The organism is Candidatus Marinimicrobia bacterium CG08_land_8_20_14_0_20_45_22, assembly GCA_002774355.1.
GTDB lineage: Bacteria > Fidelibacterota > UBA2242 > UBA2242 > UBA2242 > 0-14-0-20-45-22.
The window spans coordinates 1-2,876 of record PEYN01000059.1; the positions used below are offsets into that span (position 1 = coordinate 1).

Consider the following 2,876-nt stretch of genomic DNA (forward strand, 5'->3'; position numbering starts at 1 on the left):
ACCAACTGAAAGCGGATTTTGAAGAAAATGTATTCTTCAATCCCAACCGCAGTGCCATTGAATGGGCCAGCGCCAACATCGGTCAGATCGAATATACGCTCAGTCCGCTCTGGAATTCCATCCGTTTGCGACGGGATGGCTATGCCGAAGCCTTGCTTCAGGGATATTTTCAGGAGTTACTGTTCAATGCGTTAAAGTATCGTGATATTGTGCAGGATGTCTGGATCAGGACTGATTTTTCCGATGATAAAATTGATGATACGACATGGTTGATAGCGAAATGGGAAAATCCATTTGATGATAAGAAAACCATCCAACTCGGCACGGGTAAAGGCTTAGAAGGCATTGAGAACGATATAAGAATGTTAAACCTGGACGGTGAAAAACCAGCTCGCACGCTGGAAATTCAGAAAAACGCCGGTTTGTTCAATGTGACGATTCACTTTAGAAATGATTTGTTCGTTCCGAATCCGCCGATTGAAACTGATCGGGAAAAACTTGCCAAAGTGTTATCGAAAGAGAGGGCAAAGAAATGAAAATTTTATGGATTGAGGACAAGCCGCGGGAAGCTGGTTACGAGCAGGAGTTATTTTATAAAAGTGGTTTGGTGACTGAGAAAGATTTGTGCATTCCGAAGACCTTCCGGGAGGCGGAAGAGCGGATTGATGAAGCGGTTGCCGATTATGATTTGGTCGTTTTTGACATCAATCTGGAGGATTTTCCAGACATCGATAAACATGTGCAAGACCTTTCAGTGAAATTCAACATAGCTGTCGGAGATTTCATGAAGGTTGCCGGTTTTTACTTGTATCAGAAGTTGGTACATCAGGGATTTCCCGAACATCGTATTGTCTTTTTAACTGCCAATACCTCGGGAAGTAACCTCTTCCAACAGACGATTAACAAGTTGAAGAACGAAACCGATCCAGACCGATTTCAGGAATCGTTAGATAGTTTAAATGGAATGATCAGTGAAGGCGAACGTCAAACAGTTGGAAAAGCCGTCAATGAATTTCAAGAATCGGGGAACTTGGAAAAGTGGTTTGCCAGTCTGGATGACATAGCTAGTAAATTTCTGAAAACCTGTAGTGGTTCCGAATCCTACGACCGTTTTGAAAAGCTGTTTCAAACAGCGCTTTTGCCGTTGGCGCAATCAATACACAAGGGACAGGCGACATCCTTTCATCATTGGCTCAGGGAGAAGACGACCAAAGAAAATCCAGACTTCCCATACATGATCCTGCGACGTGGAATTATCGTAGGATGTCGGGAATTGAAGAAGCGTCTGGCAGAAGCGCGACCAATCTGGATCAGTTTATCCTGTTCAATAAAACTGTAAAATACGAGACACTTAGTCGGGAGTATATAGCGGACTATTTGACTAGACTTGAAACTTTTTTACCACTTAATCCGCCGACTGAGCAAGATTTGAGAGCGAACTTATATCTTCAATTCGTCAAAGAGCTTTCGACGGAATGGGAAATGAGCGAAGGTTATTTCCGTGACAAGGAAGAAGACCGGTTTCGTCAATTTTGCCACCAGGAGATGAAACTTCTACGCAACTGGACAGCGCATGGTCAGATAATCAAAGTGGTTGAAAAACAGGCTGCCTTTTTCTTTATGATAGCCATGCGGGCATGGTTCGACCTTGAACCTATAATCGTGATGGATTATGAGCAAGAGCTTTCAGTTGTTTTTCATCAGTTTGACTTCTTCACGGATGAAGTCAAAACAAAACTTTCCCGTTCTTACATGGATTTGTACAAAACATGTAAAAAAGAACATATTTTCTGTAATGGAATTTTCTTTAGCGATCTGTTCCGCCAACTCGGTTTGAGCGCCGATAAAGTGGTTTGCGAGAAACAGTCCGAACGATTATTCTATCTCAACTTCTGGCACGCGCTCAATCCAGCATATATCAACTCTATCACTCCCGAACAAAGTAGTGTAGTCAATATTCAAGTTGGATTTAACGATGATTACCGTGGAATCGAAACTAAAGGACACATAGCCAATTTTCTTGCACGTTTGATCTGGAAGGAATCGTTTACGTAACCGACGGAAATATTCTCAAACGTATAGACAGCGGTATCAAAGTAATGGCGTGCGGATTATCAAAATTCAGCGATAGACAGTTATCCGTGAAATGAACTGAAAAATTGTTTGGAGACGGTTAAGTCCTCAAAATAATTATCTTGAAGTGAAAAAATATTGTTGTAATGGAAAAATATATTTGTAAATTTCAAGGCTTTTTTAAACGAAGACTGATAGCCACCGTTGCCCGGAAAAGCGCGGACAGTTGAGATGCGACCGACGGAACTGACGGGTGAAATGTCCCGAACCTTCGGGATGAATGCCACCATAGCTCAGTTGGTAGAGCAGCTGATTTGTAATCAGCGGGTCGTGGGTTCAAATCCTACTGGTGGCTCGACGTTTGAAATGAAGATATTTGAAATAGAGATTTGACGGTTACCAATGCTCGTGACTGACGGGTTTTTTGGGAGAGAGTAAAGGCTTTCGATGGTGTCAGATTGAAGATTCAAACAATTTTCAAAATCCTCTTCTAAAAAGAACAATCAAAAAATACATAATGGGTCGGTGGCCGAGTGGTTAATGGCAGCAGACTGTAAATCTGCCGGCGAATGCCTACGGTGGTTCGAACCCATCCCGGCCCACTCATCATTTGCGGGTGTAGCTTAGTGGTAAAGCTCCAGCCCTCCAAGCTGGCTATGAGGGTCCGATTCCCTTCACCCGCTCAGCCTTGACAGAAAAGAGTTTATTGTGTAAGGGAAAGATTTTGAGATTGAGTGCCCAAGTAGCTCAGTTGGTAGAGCGTCCCGATGGTTCGGGAAGGTCATTGAAAAGGGAAAGATTTT

4 protein-coding genes and 3 tRNA genes are annotated in these 2,876 nt (G+C 42.9%); 6 read left to right on the top strand and 1 reads right to left on the bottom strand.

What is annotated here, in order from left to right; translation table 11 throughout:
* The 3 genes from COT43_03810 to COT43_03820 all read left to right on the top strand — a co-directional run.
* On the top strand, positions 1 to 536 hold a 536-nt coding region (locus COT43_03810), incomplete at its 5' end, for a hypothetical protein (protein PIS29458.1).
* Entirely contained in the window at positions 533 to 1,339 is an 807-nt protein-coding gene (locus COT43_03815; GenBank protein ID PIS29459.1) for a hypothetical protein, read from the top strand. The genes COT43_03810 and COT43_03815, both read left to right, overlap by 4 nt.
* A 38-nt stretch (positions 1,340 to 1,377) precedes the next feature.
* The gene (locus COT43_03820; GenBank protein PIS29460.1) at positions 1,378 to 2,055 is read left to right on the top strand and encodes a hypothetical protein; all 678 of its coding nucleotides are present in this window, start codon (positions 1,378 to 1,380) and stop codon (positions 2,053 to 2,055) included.
* Between the two features lie 80 nt (positions 2,056 to 2,135).
* Here COT43_03820 and COT43_03825 read toward each other — a convergent pair whose 3' ends face one another.
* Complete coding sequence (locus COT43_03825; GenBank protein ID PIS29461.1) at positions 2,136 to 2,363, bottom strand: hypothetical protein; 228 nt, start codon at positions 2,361 to 2,363, stop codon at positions 2,136 to 2,138.
* On the opposite strand from COT43_03825, the gene COT43_03830 reads away from it, so the two are divergent.
* The 3 genes from COT43_03830 to COT43_03840 all read left to right on the top strand — a co-directional run bounded on the left by COT43_03830 (position 2,356) and on the right by COT43_03840 (position 2,756).
* A tRNA-Thr gene (locus tag COT43_03830) sits at positions 2,356 to 2,431 on the top strand. The two genes, COT43_03825 and COT43_03830, sit on opposite strands and share 8 nt — an antisense overlap.
* 161 nt (positions 2,432 to 2,592) lie before the next feature.
* Positions 2,593 to 2,675, top strand: a tRNA-Tyr gene (locus COT43_03835).
* A 10-nt stretch (positions 2,676 to 2,685) separates the two neighbouring features.
* Positions 2,686 to 2,756 (top strand) — tRNA-Gly (locus tag COT43_03840).
* Positions 2,757 to 2,876 lie beyond the last annotated feature (120 nt).